The 17,248-nt window shown below is 44.0% G+C and carries 16 protein-coding genes; 13 read left to right on the top strand and 3 right to left on the bottom strand.

All coding sequences use genetic code 11. The features are described 5' to 3' along the window. Window positions 1–178 precede the first annotated feature (178 nt). From AA0Y26_RS15435 to AA0Y26_RS15395, 9 genes are all read left to right on the top strand, one after another. Window positions 179–1,615 (top strand): SWIM zinc finger family protein, encoded by a 1,437-nt coding sequence (locus AA0Y26_RS15435; RefSeq protein WP_413362971.1) that lies wholly within the window; start codon window positions 179–181, stop codon window positions 1,613–1,615. 61 nt (window positions 1,616–1,676) lie between these two features. Further along, the gene (locus tag AA0Y26_RS15430) at window positions 1,677–3,512 is read left to right on the top strand and encodes a HEAT repeat domain-containing protein (protein ID WP_413362970.1); all 1,836 of its coding nucleotides are present in this window, start codon (window positions 1,677–1,679) and stop codon (window positions 3,510–3,512) included. A gap of 35 nt (window positions 3,513–3,547) precedes the next feature. After that, entirely contained in the window at window positions 3,548–4,651 is a 1,104-nt protein-coding gene (locus AA0Y26_RS15425; protein WP_036155348.1) for an AAA family ATPase, read from the top strand. Beyond that, window positions 4,651–7,065, top strand: a complete 2,415-nt coding sequence (locus AA0Y26_RS15420; RefSeq protein WP_413368239.1) for a DUF5682 family protein — start codon at window positions 4,651–4,653, stop codon at window positions 7,063–7,065. The genes AA0Y26_RS15425 and AA0Y26_RS15420 overlap by 1 nt, the downstream gene beginning before the upstream one ends. After that, a complete protein-coding gene (locus AA0Y26_RS15415; protein WP_413362969.1) occupies window positions 7,040–8,299 on the top strand; it encodes a VWA domain-containing protein in 1,260 nt (419 codons plus the stop codon). The genes AA0Y26_RS15420 and AA0Y26_RS15415 overlap by 26 nt, the downstream gene beginning before the upstream one ends. A gap of 302 nt (window positions 8,300–8,601) precedes the next feature. Next, window positions 8,602–9,081 (top strand): hypothetical protein, encoded by a 480-nt coding sequence (locus AA0Y26_RS15410; protein WP_413362968.1) that lies wholly within the window; start codon window positions 8,602–8,604, stop codon window positions 9,079–9,081. 70 nt (window positions 9,082–9,151) lie between these two features. After that, window positions 9,152–9,433 (top strand): hypothetical protein, encoded by a 282-nt coding sequence (locus tag AA0Y26_RS15405; RefSeq protein WP_413362967.1) that lies wholly within the window; start codon window positions 9,152–9,154, stop codon window positions 9,431–9,433. A 135-nt stretch (window positions 9,434–9,568) separates the two neighbouring features. Beyond that, window positions 9,569–9,991 carry a DUF6678 family protein gene (locus tag AA0Y26_RS15400; RefSeq protein ID WP_413362966.1) on the top strand — a complete coding sequence of 141 codons (423 nt, stop codon included), beginning with the start codon at window positions 9,569–9,571 and terminating at the stop codon, window positions 9,989–9,991. Between the two features lie 517 nt (window positions 9,992–10,508). Beyond that, window positions 10,509–11,348: an N-acetylmuramoyl-L-alanine amidase gene (locus tag AA0Y26_RS15395; protein ID WP_413362965.1), complete on the top strand. Its 840-nt coding sequence runs from the start codon at window positions 10,509–10,511 to the stop codon at window positions 11,346–11,348. A 114-nt stretch (window positions 11,349–11,462) separates the two neighbouring features. On the opposite strand, the gene AA0Y26_RS15390 is transcribed toward AA0Y26_RS15395, so the two are convergent. The 3 genes from AA0Y26_RS15390 to AA0Y26_RS15380 all read right to left on the bottom strand — a co-directional run bounded on the left by AA0Y26_RS15390 (window position 11,463) and on the right by AA0Y26_RS15380 (window position 12,525). After that, window positions 11,463–11,933 (bottom strand): DUF4279 domain-containing protein, encoded by a 471-nt coding sequence (locus tag AA0Y26_RS15390; RefSeq protein ID WP_413362964.1) that lies wholly within the window; start codon window positions 11,931–11,933, stop codon window positions 11,463–11,465. A gap of 122 nt (window positions 11,934–12,055) precedes the next feature. Then, complete coding sequence (locus AA0Y26_RS15385) at window positions 12,056–12,148, bottom strand: SHOCT domain-containing protein (protein ID WP_413362963.1); 93 nt, start codon at window positions 12,146–12,148, stop codon at window positions 12,056–12,058. A 2-nt stretch (window positions 12,149–12,150) separates the two neighbouring features. Then, window positions 12,151–12,525 (bottom strand): DUF4429 domain-containing protein, encoded by a 375-nt coding sequence (locus AA0Y26_RS15380; RefSeq protein WP_413362962.1) that lies wholly within the window; start codon window positions 12,523–12,525, stop codon window positions 12,151–12,153. Between the two features lie 447 nt (window positions 12,526–12,972). Here AA0Y26_RS15380 and AA0Y26_RS15375 point away from each other — a divergent pair, with 447 nt between their 5' ends. The 4 genes from AA0Y26_RS15375 (at window position 12,973) to AA0Y26_RS15360 (ending at window position 17,232) form a co-directional block, all read left to right on the top strand. After that, window positions 12,973–13,317, top strand: a complete 345-nt coding sequence (locus AA0Y26_RS15375; RefSeq protein ID WP_413362961.1) for a DUF2500 domain-containing protein — start codon at window positions 12,973–12,975, stop codon at window positions 13,315–13,317. Window positions 13,318–13,649: 332 nt separating this feature from the next. Beyond that, window positions 13,650–14,690 carry a threonine aldolase family protein gene (locus AA0Y26_RS15370; RefSeq protein WP_413362960.1) on the top strand — a complete coding sequence of 347 codons (1,041 nt, stop codon included), beginning with the start codon at window positions 13,650–13,652 and terminating at the stop codon, window positions 14,688–14,690. A 486-nt stretch (window positions 14,691–15,176) separates the two neighbouring features. Next, window positions 15,177–16,574 (top strand): DUF1565 domain-containing protein, encoded by a 1,398-nt coding sequence (locus AA0Y26_RS15365; RefSeq protein ID WP_413362959.1) that lies wholly within the window; start codon window positions 15,177–15,179, stop codon window positions 16,572–16,574. A 280-nt stretch (window positions 16,575–16,854) separates the two neighbouring features. Continuing rightward, the gene (locus AA0Y26_RS15360; protein WP_413362958.1) at window positions 16,855–17,232 is read left to right on the top strand and encodes a PH domain-containing protein; all 378 of its coding nucleotides are present in this window, start codon (window positions 16,855–16,857) and stop codon (window positions 17,230–17,232) included. Window positions 17,233–17,248 lie beyond the last annotated feature (16 nt).

Raw genomic sequence — 17,248 nt, 5'->3', positions numbered from 1 at the left:
CAAGATACCGTAATTTGCAGTAGAATTATATTCTATATAAAATTAACATATTTTACATATATAGTTAAAATAACATGTAAAATAGAATCACGGATAGATATTCAGCGTAATATCTATTGAATAGCTACAGAAAATTTGATAAGTAATCAAAATACAATTTTGGGGAGGAGCGTTAGATTTGCTTCAACTAACAGCGTCATATATCGATTCACTTGCTCCGAATGCATCCGCGGCCAAAAATGGACGGGGACTGGTGCAGAAGGACAAGTTAATTAAACTTTACGTATCCGAGGAAGAAGATTTATTATTCGGGGAATGCCTAGGCAGCGGCAAATCCAATTATGTCTGCTCTGTTGATTTTATCGCGCCGGACAATCCTGTCACACGCTGCAGCTGCCCGAGCCGGCAATTTCCGTGCAAGCATGCACTTGGTTTGATGTACGCCTATGCAGATGGCCTGGACTTCAAGAAAAGTGCTGTGCCGGAGGACATTGTGTCTAAGCGGAATAAAGCAGAAAAACGGGAGGAAAGCAAGGCGAAACGAGAAAGCGGTGAACTGCCCGACAAGCCGAAGAAAGTCAACAAGAGTGCCCTTAAGAAGAAAATTGCCCGGCAGCTCGAAGCGCTGGATGAACTAGAGAAGCTGGTGCTATTGCTGGTGCGCGGGGGGCTGGGAACAACGGATACCCAGACTGTTAAGAGTATAAACAAGCACGCCAAGTCGCTAGGCAGCAGCTATTTGACTGGAGCGGAAAATGAATTAAGACGGCTCGCCCTGCTTCTGGAAGGTCAAGACCGCGAAAGCAGTTATACATACGCGGCCGAGCAGTTAACGCTGCTGCACGCTTTTATCAAGAAGGGCAGGATTTATTTGCAAGCCAAACAGGAAGACCCGGATCTAAAGCCGGATACAGAGTCGACGATTGAGGAATGGCTGGGACATGCCTGGCAATTGGCAGAATTAAAGGAGGCAGGACGGGTAACGGAGAATGTCGAGTTACTTCAACTAGCCTTCTATAGCTGCAGGGATGAAGCACGCCGTGAGTTCGTGGATACCGGGTTCTGGCTGGAACTGGGCAGCGACCGGATCCACCGAACTGTGCAGTACCGGCCGTTCAAGGCGGTAAAGTTTATGAAGGAGGAAGACAGCTTCTTCGACGTTGCGAAAATTGCTGAGCTCTATCGGTATCCGGGCGGTATCAATGCCCGGGTACGCTTTGAAGGCATTTTACCTCGCAAGACGGAAAGCGCTGACTTGGAAGCAGCATGCGCTGCGGCTTGGCCTTCGATTCCTGAAGCGGTCAAGGCTGTTAAAAATCAGCTGAAAGACCCGCTTGCCGACCGTTCGCCGGTCGTGCTGCTAAAGGCATCCCGTATCGCTTCCACGGAAAATGGTGAATTCGTGCTTATGGACCCTGCGGGGAATTCACTGAGGCTCGGTGACGTATTTCGTCTGGCGCAGGGATCGACACAGCTTCTGTCGCTGGTTGATTCGTCGCTGATGGTCGATTGCTGCGTGCTGGCGATGTTTGAGCACCGAATGGATACAGGCCGGCTAATCGCCCAGCCGCTGACGATTCTTCAAGGGGGCAGGGTGGCACGGCTGCTGTACTAATCACCGCCTGCCATCTAAGCCTTGTAATTAACGGAAAACGGGAAACCGGGAGGAGAAACGAATGAGCACGACTTTATTGCAGGAACTTCAAGGCGAACTGCGCCGACTATATATTGCAGGCAGTGACCTGGCGGCAGAAGATTTCCGCCTAAAAAGGCTGGAGCCGAAGCTGGCACAGCTAGGGGAGCGGGCACCGGTATTTAAAAGGCTGGCCGAAGGAGTGGCTGCGCTGGCAGGTCCTGCGGATCCGGAAGTGAGAGCTGTCCGGCTTCAAGATGTATCGCTGTTGTTAAATTCGGTGCTTTCGACGCAAGGAGTCACAGCAGCAGAAGGACAGGTTCGGATAGAAAAGGAAAGAGATAGCGAAATGCCAGAGCTGATGACGATTTACTCCTATCGTCAGTTGACGGAAGTACAGAACGCGTTGTCCGAATCTGGGGGAGGCCGGTATGAAATTGTAACGTCGGCGTATGAGCAGGGGCTGTTTCGTGATTTACGGCTGTTCCCTTTTGCTATGAAGGCTCTCGGAGATTCCTATTCAGAGATTGCGGACTTTGCCGCACGGAACATTCTGCCGAGCTACGGCCGCGCCATTGTACCATACCTGCTGTCTGAGCTGGATATGCAGGGAGGACGTGAAGAAGAACGGCGCCTGCAGGTCGTAAGAGAGCTTGGCGTCGATCCGGAAGATAATCGGTCACTGGAACTGCTTGTACGTGCGGCCGAAGAAGGGACTGATAAGATAAGATCTGCAGCAATCGCCTGCATAGGCCCGTATCCGGGTTATGAGACACGGCTGCTGGAGTGGTCGCAAGACAAGAAAAAGGCGGTCCGGGAAGGTGCATACAGAGCATTAGCGGTCTGTAATTCGGAAGCGGCGCGACAGCGGCTGTACGATTCTTTCAAGGGAAAGAATGCTATGCTGGCGGCCGAAGCGATCGGCCATGCTCCGGCTACAGAAATGATCGATATGCTTCTGCCGCTTTTTGAAGAGCGGCTCCGGAAGGAAGGCACAGGAGAAGTGGATAAGAAGGGTAAGGAAAAGCAATGGAACGAGCTGGAGCCTTTCCTAATCGCTTTCAAAAATGCCCATCATTCTAAACTGGGACAGCTGTATTTGGACCTAGCCGGAAACCCATTGGAATACCCCGCCCTGGGCCGACTCTCTGAATGGGAGCGTAGACGTGTTTTGATACAGGCTGCAGCTTACCTAGAGAATATGGATACGGACGAAGCGCTGGCTGTGCTTAAGCACCTGGAAGAACAGAACCCGATTTATTTGCAATACGCATTCCGAGCGACAAAGCGCAGACTGACGCCTGCTGAACTGTACGATCAGTACGTCGGTTCGGGCTGGGGACGCCTTAAGACTCTTGTAACGAAGAAGTCCCAAGAAGCGCAGATGGCGCTGCTTGATACGCTTAAGGAAGAGCTGTATGTCTATAAAGGGTATATACGCAGCCGGCTGCCACAGGAAAGAATTGAAGTGGAATGGGATCCGCGCTGGCTCGATTGGCTAATTGAGCGAGATAATCTGCAGCTAGTATCTGCACTGGCTGCACCCGGGAATCCGAAGCTGCTGCCTTATATTGAGCAAGCAGTAGAGAATGCGAACAATCATGATGGGCCGTATATTTTCGCTGCGCTTGATGCCGGCGGCTTCGATGTGGAAATAAAATATAATCTCCTCTTGAAATGGATGGAGAAAAAAGATTGGAAACGCACATACAGTATGTATTACGAGGAGAGCGAACGGCTGCTCCAAGCTCCTGACCATATGGCTGCAGAGATCGCGGACCGTTTAGAGGCACTGCTTAAGGACATTAAGTATGACGGCCTGAAGGTAAATCTTGAAGAAATCATTCATACGCTTCGCCGCCGAGCTGCTTCGATATAATTCCAAGAAAACTAAAATCGAGAGGAGAACGTGATATGTCCATAGCAAACAAGCAGTCGCAGGATGCCATGCGCCTTCCAGCGGAGCTGCTCTATTACGATGAAATTGAGGCACTGAAAAAGGAAGACAAGGGAGCGGTTCCACCGGGTTGGCAGATGTCGCCCCGTGCCGTACTGAAGTATATTACTGGAGGCAAAGCCGGGAAATTGGATATCACGCCAAAATACATCGGAAATAAACGGCTGGTTGAGATGGCCATCGCAACGCTCGTTACGGACCGCGCGCTGCTTCTGATCGGCGAGCCGGGCACGGCCAAATCGTGGTTGTCCGAGAATCTGTCGGCCGCGGTCTGCGGCAAATCAGGACTTGTCGTACAAGGCACGGCAGGCACGAGCGAAGAGCAGGTCCGTTATTCATGGAACTACGCCATGCTGCTCGCGAACGGCCCGACGCCGGAGGCATTGGTGCGCAGCCCGATTATGCGTGCAATGGAAGAAGGCAGCATCGCACGCTTCGAGGAAATTTCGCGCTGCGCATCAGAGGTTCAAGATGCGCTGATCTCCATTTTATCCGAAAAGACCGTCTCGGTCCCCGAACTTGGCAGCGAGACAATTGCCCGCAAAGGTTTCTCAATCATCGCAACGGCGAACACAAGGGACCGCGGCGTTAACGAGATGTCCGCCGCTCTCAAAAGGCGATTTAATATCATTGTGCTGCCGTCTCCTTCCGATCTTGAGACGGAACTCTCCATCGTCAAAAAACGTGTAGGCGAGATTGCTGCTTCATATCAGCTGCAGTCAGCTCCTCCAGCGGACGAAGCACTGCTAAAAGTCGTGACTATCTTCCGAGAGCTGCGCAGTGGGATGACGCTCGACCGTAAGGAGAAACTGAAATCCCCCGGGGGCGTTATCTCCACTGCCGAAGCAATATCTCTTCTGACGAACAGCATGGCACTGGCAGCGAGCTTTGGAAGCGGTGAACTGACGGACGAAGATCTGGCCGCCGGTCTGCAGGGCGCAATCGTGAAGGATGATGATAAGGACAAATTAGTATGGAAGGAATATCTTAATAACGTTATGAAGAAACGGGGATCGGAGTGGCGCGGATTGTATCAGGCGTGCAGGGAGCTGAACGAGTGATGTTTGCCACGGAAGATATCCGGGTCCCTGTCTTTGGCGTTCGGCACCTCTCCCCTGGAGGTGCCCGCCATCTCTTGGAATATCTGAACCGCATCCGCCCAACGGCTGTTTTGATTGAAGGACCATCGGACGCAACGGACCGGATCGAAGATCTGATTCATCCGATGACCGTGCCGCCCGTGGCAGTGCTGGCCTTTACGGATGAAATGCCTGTGCGGACAGCGCTTTGGCCATTCGCCATTTATTCGCCGGAACTGCAGGCGATGCGATGGGCTTCCGAGAACGGCTCAGACTGCAAATTGATCGACCTGCCGTCAGGTGTGGCGATAACACTGGAGGATTTGCGGCGACGCAAAGAGGAAGGACGCCACCCACAAAAGAACATCGCATTAGAAGAGATGGCGAAAGAGGCGTCGTTAACTCAGAAATTGCCGGTGCCTGGACCGCAGCAAATTTCTAGAACGTCTTCGATTGGAGGGGAGACCTTCTCATCGGAACCCTCGGTTTATGAACGGATTGCTGAACTGGCCGGCGAGCACGATTACGAAACCTACTGGGAACGTCATTTTGAGCATAATGCCAACACGGACGCTTACCGGGAAGCCATACTTGCCTACTCCGACGAGATAAGGAGCCTTGGTGAAGAGCGAGAGCGAGCCGAGCAGCCGGAAGAGCATGCATATAACCAGGTGCGTGAAGCTTATATGCGGCGGCAAATTATGAAAGTGATTGAATCGGGTCATGATCCGGCGAAGGTGGTTGTCGTTTGCGGCGCATACCATGCCGCTGCACTAGAATATCCTTCTATTGGCGCAATGAGCGATGAAGAGATGGCCACGATGCCTTCCCGCCGGACCAAGTTGACGCTGATGCCATATTCGTATTATCGGCTGTCCAGCCTTTCGGGCTACGGGGCGGGTAACGCTGCCCCGCACTACTACCAGATGATGTGGGAAGCGATGGAGAGCGGCCGGCCGGAGGAACTGTCAAGACTGTACCTTTCCAGTGCAGCCCGTCTGCTGCGGGCATCCGGCACTTACCGCTCCACCGCCGAGGTCATAGAAGCGGTGCGGTTAGCCGAAGGGCTCGCTTCACTGCACGGAGGTAGTGCGCCGACACTGATGGAGCTGCGAGACGCGGCGCAAACGCTGCTTGGCCGCGGCGAGCTGTCGGTGGTAGCCGAGGCATTGGCCCGCGTTGATGTCGGCACGGAAATCGGCTCCCTAGCCGAAGGGGTTAGCCAAACGCCGCTCCAGGATGACTTGAACCGCGAATTGAAGCGGCTCAAGCTGACCAAATACAAGACCGCCGTCGCAACGGATTTGTCCCTTGACCTGAGGGAAAATCGCCGGGTTTCGTCACAGGAATCCGCCTTTCTCGACCTGAACCGCTCTTTCCTGTTTCGTCGTCTGGAGCTTTTGGAGATCCCGTTTGTGAGCTCTCGTCCAGCTGGAGCAGACCGTGCTGTTTGGGCCGAGGACTGGGTTATTCAATGGACCCCAGAGGCCGAAATCAGGGTCATTGAGTCTACGCTGCTAGGCGAAACGATTGAGATTGCCAGCGCACATCGATTGAGAGAGAAGCTGGAAAACTGTACTTCCATTGCGGAGGCATCCGATTTGATCGGCGTCTCCGTCCGCTGCGGTATGACTGCCCAAATGGAAGATGGGCGCCGTGTGCTGCAGTCTTTAGCGGCTGACAGTCGAGATGTGGTCCAAATCGCAGCAGCCGCAGCCGAGCTGTCGCGCATCATTGCCTTCGGCGATATTCGCCGTGTGGATACTGTCGCACTTGTGCCGTTGCTGGAGCAGTTGTTCTACCGCGGCTGCCTGTACTTGACTGATGCAGCTAATTGTAATGATGAAGCGGCGTACAGTATGGTTGCTGCCATGAGTGACTTGAACCGCATTGCCCAGGAGCATGACGACATTGTCGACGTGCCGCTTTGGTTGGCTGGACTGAACGAGTTGTCCGAGCGGGACGATCGGAACCCGAAGCTTTCCGGCTTCGCCTGCGCTTTGCTGCTGGAACGAGGAGAGATGGATGCGAACCAGTGTGCTGCGGAAGTGTCGCGCCGACTGTCGCCGGGCATACCATCCGACCTTGGGGCAGGCTGGTTTGAAGGACTCTCTATGCGCAACCGATACGCCCTGCTGTCTCGAATGAGCCTATGGGAGCAGTTAAACGATTACATCCTTTCGCTGGACGATGATCAATTCAGGCGGGCACTCGTATTTCTTCGCCGGGCATTCAGTTCTTTCTCGCCGCAAGAAAAAACGATGATTGCCGAAACACTGGGTGAGTTATGGGGGGTTCATGCGGAGCAGGTAGCTGAAATTTTGACCGGAGATCTGAAGGAGGAAGAGAACAAAATGGTTGATGAATTAAATGAATTTGATTTTGAGGATTTTTAAAATGACGGATCAAACGAACGGAAAACTGGAACACTCTGTATCTCGCTGGCGATTAATCTTAGGCGAAGCCGCACAGAGTAAGCTTGAAGAATTGACCGGAAGCGACGCAGTGCAGTTGACGGAAGAAGAAGCAATCATGGATGCCGCGCTGGCAGCTATATATGACGAGACGGACGACAGCTTGTCTAGCGGCACTTCTGGACGGAGCGTAGGAAACGTCTCCGGCCGCGGTGCGGGTGGAGGAAGAGGAGCGGTAAACCTGTCCCGCTGGCTCGGTGATGTACGTAGCCTGTTTGCGGAGGATGTTGTCTCTATCATCCAGAACGATGCGATTGAGCGCAAGGGATGGAAGCAGCTTCTATTCGAGCCGGAACTATTGGCATCGGTAAAGCCGGATATCCAGATGGTCGGTATGTTGATGGCGCTCAAGGGAAAAATTCCCGAGAAGACGAAAGAGACCGCCCGCCTCCTCGTCAAGGCTGTTGTTGACGACCTGATGGCTCGCTTAAAGGAAGACATGCAACGTGCTGTGACCGGGGCGCTGAACAAACGGCAGCATACACCGCTGCCTTCGCTCAGTGGACTGGACTGGAAGCGGACGATCCAGCGTAATCTGAAGCATTATGATCAGGAGCGGAACATCCTCATACCCGAAAAATTCTATTATTTCGACCGGGCCCGGCGTAATAAAGAATGGACTGTCATTCTCGACATCGACCAAAGCGGATCGATGGCAGAGTCGGTCATCTGGGCTTCGGTAACGGGCGCGGTCTTCGCCAGCATGCCGGCGCTGAATACCCGCGTTGTTGTGTTCGACACAGAGGTCGTTGATCTTACGGAGCAGTGCGCGGATGATCCTGTCGACATGCTGTTCGGCGTCCAACTTGGTGGGGGAACGGACATTAACAAGTCGGTTGCGTACTGTGAGTCGTTTATCGAAGAACCGAAAAAGACACTGTTTATTCTCATAACCGACCTATACGAGGGCGGCAACCGATCAGCACTGGTGCGCCGCATGCGAGAAATGCGTGAATCGGGCGTGCAGACGCTGTGCCTTCTGTCGTTGTCGGATAGCGGACGTCCGTTTTACGATGAACGGCTGGCTAGACAACTCTCCCGCGATGGTACACCTTGCTTCGCCTGTACACCAGGCATGCTGCCGGAGCTTGTGGCAGGCGCGCTGCAGGGCCGCGACTTGAATGAACTAGTGAACGGACTGAACATACAGCAATGACGAAATGAATTCAAAAAGTACAATATGGATATCCAAGACTTTAAATATCTTTGAGAACAGTGAATGCTAAGGAGAGGCTCTTCTAAATTTAGGAGGGGCTCTTTTTTCTAAAACTTGGGTTTGCTAATAAGATAAGGTATGAACGGCCCTGCCTCCTAATAAATAGGATACAAGACTTGAGTTAAAGTAATCCAATGAGGACTTAGTTATGAAAAACAGTTAAGAATATCCTGACAAAATTATTTTGAATGGAATTAAAAAAATAGATTTTTAATTAGATTTTCCATAAGAAGGAGGAACATATGAAGATATCTACAACTCAAATAAGATTGGAAGAATTGAGTGAAATTAAATATGAAGTTCATATGGGTAAATCCAGCGAAGTAAATTATGTCGAAATCATGATACTGAAGTTTATTGGGGTGTATGGTTTTGGTTCAGCAGGCAATTCAGATGCCATTTTCATGAGAGCCATTGGTGAAGCCGTTTTAGAAGCTTGGGAACCAGGTGGATTGATCATAGATTTAAGTGAACTGTCTTATGAATGGGGAGATCAACTAGAAAGTGTATTTGCTGTTGGTAGCTACAGGTACAGAGATATGCCATTTCCCATTGCATTAATTGTTGGGGATAAATCTGAAGAAGCAATTAGAACCCTGATAGTAGGAGTAAGGGGTTCTGAAGGAATAAATGAAATTGGCTGGGTATTCAGGGAAGTATCAGATGCTTGGAATTACATTGAAACTAAATTAAAGGAATATGATTCACAGAAATTATTATAGAAGATAAGCAATCCTCATAGGAAGTGATTGTCTGGATTACAGGAGTCGCAATTAAATGAAAGGCTGAGTGATGACCTTGAGATACACCGAATATGTCCGCCTGAAAACAGGCAGGTACCAGTCTGTAGGAAAGTTTGGCGATACTATTTATGCGTATGAGGTGCTGACGGGAGTAACTGACTCCCCGGAGTACCATCAAATTTCTAAGGCGGAATTTGATTCGTTTGAAACTTGGACCCAAGAATATATATCGGATTTGAAGAAATTGTATGAAATCATTAACCGCCCTGTTATCTGCAGCGGTTATTTGGGGAAAGAGTATTTGGATACTTCGCTGCTTCGTGATATGTAGCCGTACAAACAATATGAATGATTGCTGTTATGAAAGGTTTAGGAAGGGTGGATGATGTTGTAGTTGACTCACAACATGAAATCTTCACACTCATCCACTACATAAACAAATCACTTATCGAACGGAGGTTTCAATATGGTACCAAATCAAAACAAAGCAAGAGTAATGAAGACCGTTGCTGAAAGAAATTTAGTTTCGGTCATGAATGATACAAAGTGGCGGGAACTCCAAGATGCGGTTATAAATACTTTATTATTTCCGCCGCCATACCAAGCTAAGTATTTGTTAGAGGGTCGGTTATACCCGGAAGAATTTGAAACGGATGTTTCATATTGGGGAGATTGGATAGAGGGTATTGTCCCATTTTACAGTGTCGAGTGGATTCGGGTAAGGCCAAGATATTTGAAACACCGTGGTCGTCTAGTATCACCGGAAGTAATTGATATTACAGATGAATTTGTCAAACTATTAAAGGAATTATCCATTCCATATCGATTAGAGAATGATACATATATTATTTATGGTTATGTAGCAAATACAAGCATATTAACGTTATGAAATCTTTCAGAATGGCAAATGCTAAAAAGTTAAAGGAAATCAGTGCTGAAGTACATTATGAAACCTAGTAAATAGACAGTATCCATTGTTCTTCTGAATGATGATTAAAATATATGACTATATAATGGTTTACTCTGATGAACAAAATGATAAAACAATACAATCGCTTGAGATTGAACGCTTCTATATTATCGAGTTAGGACAAAAACCTATTAGTAAGCGGAGATTTCATAACAATGAAGATGATGAAAAATTTATTTTTATAAAGATGCTTGCTATGCATTTGATATATTTCATCATGTAGAAGAAATAAAACTAATAGAAATACATATACCTGATAAATTGAATTCTGCAAAGGAGGAAATAGGCTGCTTATTTAAAGGTTCCCATAATCAGCAAAAGTATCTATAAGACTCAATGATAGCGCTTCTAGAAATTATCATTGCCCCGACAACCGCCGGCAATTAGGTAGTAGGGAAGTCATAAAATAGAGTAAATCAAAGGAGGATCATCTAACATGGTAAATGTCATTCTCACACGATCTACTGATACCTATTTGATGCTTTCTGAACGGGCAAACATTGCAAATAGAGCAGGAGTTGATTTATTTCTCTCTTTTCATGAAAATAGTGCGACCAATCAATCTGCTACGGGCTATGAGGATTATATTTCTGGAAATGCAGCATCAACGACGATAGCGGCACGCAGTGTGTTTCATAATGTAGTCGCTCAATTTTTAAATGAAAGAGGAATTCGTAACCGCGGTATGAAAACAGCGAGTTATCAGGTGCTTCGTCAGACAACGATGCCTGCCATCCTAGCAGAGCACCTTTTTATTTCTAATCCAGTAGATTTACAGCTACAGACCAATCCGCAATTTATCGAACAATCAGCTCAAATGTATGCTAGAGCAATCCGTGAAACATTAACGTCGTTAGGAAAGGCTAATGGCACCGTATGTCTAGATGCCGGTCATGGCGGTCATGATACCGGGGCAGTAAACGGACAGGAGCATGAAAAGAATCATGTTCTTCGTTTAGTTCTTCGGATTAAACAGGTGCTTGAAGGAGGCAATGCAGCGGGGAAGATTGAGTATCGTATTATGGATGGGGCCCAAGCCTTTAGAATTCAGTCCGGAAGATTTGAAACACAGGAAGCCATGGAAACTGCGATGAATAATTTACTGAGGGAAGGCTATTTGTTATACGCAGAACCTCAGCAGCTCAATAGCAGCGAGAATGGCTGGCGCTTTATAAGCGGCAGATATACTTTATTGCCTGCTGCTGTAGATGCTGCTACTAAAATCATTAATACCGGCAAGCTGGGGTACGTAACGATTATAGGAACAATTGATTAAACAAAGAAGAAACCCGTTACCGATAATGAAAGCGGGTTTTCTACAAATATTCTTCGATAAGCTAAATATAAAAAATGCCTATTGGTAGCTATGTAAAGCGCTATTTTAAAAATTTCATTGATTTTGTAGTGATTTTTCATTATCTATATACACATCTATTATTGCTTCAACACTATTTGCAAACGAAATAACACTGGGATGTAACCGCATTCCAGGTGTTTGTGCATCAAGAAATTTGTAATGAATGAAGAAAATACAAGTTAGATTATATTTCTTTCTATATTCGTTGATTAGTTCAACCTTTGATTGCAAAGATTCAATTAAGGATTCAAATAATTTTTCATCTTCATTATCTTCATAACGTAAAAAAACATCCCCAGTATCTATACTCCAGCAAGTTGCATATCTAGTAAGGTTTCTATCTCCGCGTTTAAAAATATCCCCTGTTTTATAAGCCTCGGTAGGTGTAACACCTATTTCTTCTGTAAACTTATCTATTGGCCATACTTCATCGTCTATCCCAATAAGAAATCTAATATAGGCCTGATCTCTATTGAAAAAAAATGTTACAGAATCTTTATTCATAAAATACCCCTTTTTCTGTTTTGACGTAAGCTGAATCTGTTCTCCCATCTCCATAGAGATCTTTAATAGATATCATTAGTAATTTCACCCAGTCAACAAATTATAAAAGTTAGGCATGATAGTTATGAGGAACATGATCTTATATACTGAGCAATTGCTTTTTTTGCATCAAATTCCTCTTGTGTGAGAATTCCTGCATCCAGCAATTCCTTCATAGTTAAAATTTCGAGGGAATTGATGGAGATTGACTGTGCGTAGCTGCATATCGTTTAGACTCGATTAATTCAATCATTTCAAGAGCTTTTTCTAATTCCTTTCTAGTGAAGGTAACAGTGTTGTCTTCCATTACAGCGAATGTAATGCCTCCTCGTGTTTCGGTTGCTCCATTAGTAGCAAATTGGACATATCCAGGCGTTATTTTCGGTTCAGTGAACTGGATTGCTGTAATGTCTTTAATTGGAATTGATTTTTCTCTCTTGTTTCCACCCTTATTTAGAAAGTTCATTATGCCTTTTGGGTGAATCTTTATATTGTAATCATCAACCATAACAAAAAATTTACCGTTTGATGTGAATTCAAATAATTTAGCCACGTTCCATCCCTCCTTTTTCATTTTATTGGAAAACAAAAAAGCAGACAACTTTATTTGTCGTCTGTCTCAGCCTTTGCTTCGGTTTTGGAAACTCCAAATCTTCTATTAGTTGAACAGTAGCCTTCAGTGGGAATTACTTTGCAATACATACGTCCAAGTACGCTTACAAAAGCATAATGAACCTGTTCAGCTGACACGACCTTAGAAAAATCGATTAAAATTAATCCTGTGTTGATATGCAGGTTTTTTTCTTGTCCCACACTCGGGCAATATTGTTTAGTAACCATCTACAGTAACATGGATGAGTATGTTAAGTTGGGAAAAAGTAAACTTCGAAAATTTTGTACTAATTATAAATGAAATTCCAGTTACATACAAAAAATCTAACATCCATCGAAACTCTTCTAGTAATATGAACGTATAGAAATACAGAAAGGAAGTGTCTATATGTTTTTTGATGATATGATGTTTACAATTACTCCTATATTTATCGGCATAATATTTATTATTGTTTTTGGTTTTATAATTTTTAGCATACTATCGAGCATTAAGCAGGGCATTAAAAATAACAATTCCCCCCTTCTTACGGTCCCAGCAGAAGTTGCCTCAAAGCGGATTCACGTTCAAGGTGACCATTCGCGCACTACATATTATGTAACGTTTGAAGTACAAAGTGGGGATCGAATGGAATTAGTTATTGAGGGCAAGGAGTATGGAATGCTAGTTGAGAAAGATCTGGGGTTATTATCATTTCAAGGCACGCGTTATATTTCCTTTGAACGCCAAAAATAAGCAAAAACACTTTGCCTGCTATCCTATTTTCGCCACGAAACGAGAAGTAATAAATAGTCGAAAAACTAATCAAGGTTAAAAATAAGATGGAAACGCAAAATAAGGTGCTGGCTTGGCTGCCAAAAATTAGTATTGAAACTTCTTTTTAAGCCAACGAAGCTGGTTATTAAATATAAGAATACCGAAATAATTAATGAATTAATTAAATTTAGTAATAATACGTAAGCAATTCTCAAATATTACTTCAAGTATTATTACAAAATGAGGTTGAAGAAATACATGTCTCTATGTTATTGATTCGGAAAAAATTAGATAGGTTGGGGGAAGTATAAATGATACGTTTTGAAAATGATTATGCAGAAGGTGCTCATAAGAGAATTCTACTTCAATTAATGGAGACTAATGAAGAGCAGACACCGGGATACGGTATGGATAAACATTGTGAAAAAGCCAGAACTTATATTAGAAAAGCGTGTGATGCAGAGAATGCAGATATACACTTCTTAGTTGGAGGAACACAAGCAAATACTACAATTATCTCTTCTATATTGCGTCCTCATCAAGGTGTAGTTGCAGCCATTACAGGTCATATCGCGGTTCATGAAACGGGAGCAATTGAAGCCACTGGCCATAAAGTGCTTACGTTGCAGAGTGATGATGGAAAAATCAAGGCAGAGCAGGTAAAGGAATTATTTGACGATCATTGGAATGATGTCACTCATGAGCATATAGTTCAGCCAGGATTGGTTTACATTTCCCACCCAACCGAGAATGGAACGACTTATAGTAAATCCGAATTGGAGGAATTAAGCAAAGTTTGCCAGGAATGTAATTTGCCGTTGTTTATAGATGGCGCTCGTTTAGGATATGGTCTGGTTTCAAAAGGCAGCGATCTCTCCTTAGCAGATATTGCTAAACTTTGTGATGTATTCTATATCGGCAGAACGAAAGTAGGCGCAATGTTTGGTGAAGCAGTAGTCATCATAAACGATGACCTTAAAAAAGATTTTCGCTATTTTATCAAGCAAAAAGGAGGATTGCTGGCAAAGGGAAGATTATTAGGTATTCAGTTTGAAACCTTATTTGAAGACGGCTTATACTATGAGATTTCTAAGCATGCAGTGGATATGGCGATGATGATTCGAGATGCGTTTGTTGAAAAGGGATATTCATTACGATATGATTCCAAAACAAATCAACAGTTCCCGATTTTACCGAATGATGTGTTAACGAAATTGGGTAAAAAATATTCTTTTTCCTTCTGGGAAAAATTCAATGCTACTCATAGTGTTGTAAGGTTTTGTACAAGTTGGGCTACAAAAAAGGAAAATGTTGAAATGTTGGTAGAGGATATTAAAAGTCTGCAGCATTAATGGTATTTTAACTTGAATCAGCAGTTAAATCATTAACGGAAGATGAATAATGAAAACAATAGAGATAGACGCAGAGACTATTTACATAAAAGAATGTGAAGCAAAAATCGTTTCAATAAATATAAACATCGTTGTGTTTGACTGAACTATCTTTTACCCTGCAGGCAGTGGACAGCCTTATGATAAGGGGTTCAGTTAAAACCCAATACAAAGATGCCACAAAAAAAGTTGAAAATTCAGCTTCTCTGACCCGTTCCCATTAAATGTATACTAATGCTTTAGCTTCTGAAGTAATATGTTTAAAGTAATTTGTGTATTAGTGAAAAAAGAAATAAGTAAGTTCAGCTATTCCATAACCGGGCGCAATTCTTGTAAAAGGATTGCGCCTCCTTTTGCTCTAGCATCCCATTAAGTTTTTTTGCTATGTTTGATATATTTTATATATAGTATGAAAGTTATGAAATATATCTAATAAGGAATGATTTAATGAAAACCATTTATTTAATCCTCTTGGCTGCAGTTGCTATGGCGGCTGTTTTTATTTTAACCAATAAAGAAGATAAGCAGGCTCAAGTTATTTACGTTGCGACAGATGGAAACGATCAAAATGCTGGTACAAAATCAAAGCCATTTCGCACACTAGAAAAAGCAGCATCAGAAGCAGATGCTGGTACTACCGTCTTTATACGAAAAGGAGATTATCATGAAAAACTTGTCGTAAAACATAGCGGCACCCATTCAAAACCAATTATATTTAAAGCCTACAACAAGGAGAAGGTTGTTCTTAGCGGAAAGGACCTGAAGGATGTTGAAGGGGATACCGCCTTAGTGACGATAAATAATAAAAATTATGTGACCGTCAGTGGACTAACTATCCAGGATTTATCTACTGACCTAGAAGACGAAACAGTAATAGGGATTTTTGTAACAGGCTCTAGCAGCCATATTACACTAGAAAATAATAATGTGCAGCGTATTGAAACTCATGCAGATGACGGAAATGCCCATGGTATCGCTATATATGGAACTGATACAGTAAAAGATATAAATGTTGTAAATAATACGCTGGAGGATTTAAAACTCGGATTAAGTGAATCCCTTGTTCTAAATGGAAATATTGACGGGTTTAAAGTAGAAAATAATATTGTTCGCCGGAGTGATAATATTGGAATTGACCTGATTGGCTATGAAGGTGTTTCCCATGATGAAAAAATGGACTATGTGAGAAATGGCATTGTAAAGAATAATATAGTTTATGAAATATCCTCTTACGGCAATCCGGCTTATGGAGAGGATTATTCTGCTGGCGGAATTTATGTGGATGGTGGAAAGAATATAACCATAGAAAAGAATACTGTTTATAAAAGCGATATTGGAATTGAAGCAACCTCTGAACATGCTAAAAAATACGCAGATAATATTAAGATAATAAACAATACTATTTATGAAAACTTTTACACCGGGATATCGATTGGCGGGTATGATGAAGATCGGGGAGGTACAATCAATTCTACTATCTCTCAAAATATTCTTTATCGAAATGACACAAAGGGACTAGATGGGGGACAGCTATTATTACAATATGATACAAAAAACAATGTGATAGAAAGAAATATTTTAACCGCTGGACCATCGCGGATTTTTATCTCCAATTATTTTACAACCAATCAAAATAATAAACTACAAAAGAATGTATTCCATAAAGAAATAGGAGAAGCGGGTATTTGGATATGGAAAGAGGAAGAATATACATCCTTCCCAAAATTTCTGAAAGCCTCAAAAGGCGACGAGAAATCGAGCTATATAGATCCGAGATATCAAAATGCAAACAAATATGATTTTAGGCTGAAAAAGGATTCGCCTGCCAAAAGAATTGTATTCTAATTTTGCATTTTAATGATCGAGCTCTTTTGATATTTCTAAATATCTACAAGCCATCGGACGTACATTATGGAGCAGCACGATTAGGAACTGATCAAACTTTTTTAAAAGTCCCATACTTAACTAAAACGAAAAACTCCACTTTGATCAATCTTTTTCAAAATGGAGTTTTACATTTGGCGTTAACTAAGGATGCTTAATAAAGATGAAAAGATAATGAATAAAATATGGATTTGATCATATAGAGTAATACCTTGTTTTTACAATAAAAGGAGTGTTACAGATGGGGCTTTTTGATGGATTAATGGGGAATGCAAGTCAAGTAAATGCAGAGGGATTACAAAAAGAGATGCAGCAATTGCTGGTTAATGGAGAACGGATTCAAAGTGCCTATAAAGTGATCAGGGATATTTTTATATTTACTAATAAAAGATTAATAGTAGTTGATAAACAGGGAGTTACCGGAAAGAAAACGGAATATCTATCCATCCCTTATAAGAGTATCGCTCATTTTTCCGTTGAGACAGCGGGTACGTTCGATTTGGATGCAGAACTAAAAATCTGGATATCCGGCAGTACGGTTCCTATACAAAAAAACTTTAATAAAACAGCTAATATTTATGATGTACAGCGTGTGCTAGCACAATTCGTTTTAGACTAATATGGAAATAATGAAC

It is taken from the genome of Lysinibacillus canaveralius (assembly GCF_047301505.1).
Taxonomy (GTDB): domain Bacteria; phylum Bacillota; class Bacilli; order Bacillales_A; family Planococcaceae; genus Lysinibacillus_B.
Note: the sequence above shows the minus strand (reverse complement) of the source record. Positions and strands in the feature narration are given on the sequence as shown.